The organism is Bacillus cereus group sp. BfR-BA-01430 (assembly GCF_022663115.1).
In the GTDB taxonomy this organism is placed as follows: domain Bacteria; phylum Bacillota; class Bacilli; order Bacillales; family Bacillaceae_G; genus Bacillus_A; species Bacillus_A cereus_BD.
In genome coordinates this window covers 1-262 of sequence record NZ_JAKUEW010000086.1, presented here as the reverse complement: position 1 = coordinate 262, position 262 = coordinate 1, and the positions used below count along the sequence as shown (strand labels likewise).

The following is a 262-nucleotide window of genomic DNA, read 5'->3' as shown; positions in this document are numbered from 1 at the left end:
AATCGTAGAATAGAAGTGTTAGAACAATTATTAGTCGATAAATTAGTGAAATCAGAGCAGCAATAAGCTGTTTTTTTATTTTGTATAAAGGAGTGAAAAGATGGATCGTATTGATTTATTACTGAAAACATTTATAGCTACCTTCGGAGCTTTTTGCGGTTATTTCTTAGGAGGATGGGATACAACATTGAAAGTTTTAGTAATTATGGCAGCTATTGATTACCTCACAGGAGTAATCGCAGCAGGATACAACGGAGAACTA

Annotated in this window: 1 protein-coding gene; it reads left to right on the top strand. The window is 33.6% G+C overall.

Features of this window, described 5'->3' with window-relative positions; genetic code table 11:
- Positions 1-100: 100 nt before the first annotated feature.
- Positions 101-262, top strand: a 162-nt coding sequence (locus tag MR058_RS23075; protein ID WP_242145947.1) for a phage holin family protein, incomplete at its 3' end; no start/stop codon positions are given.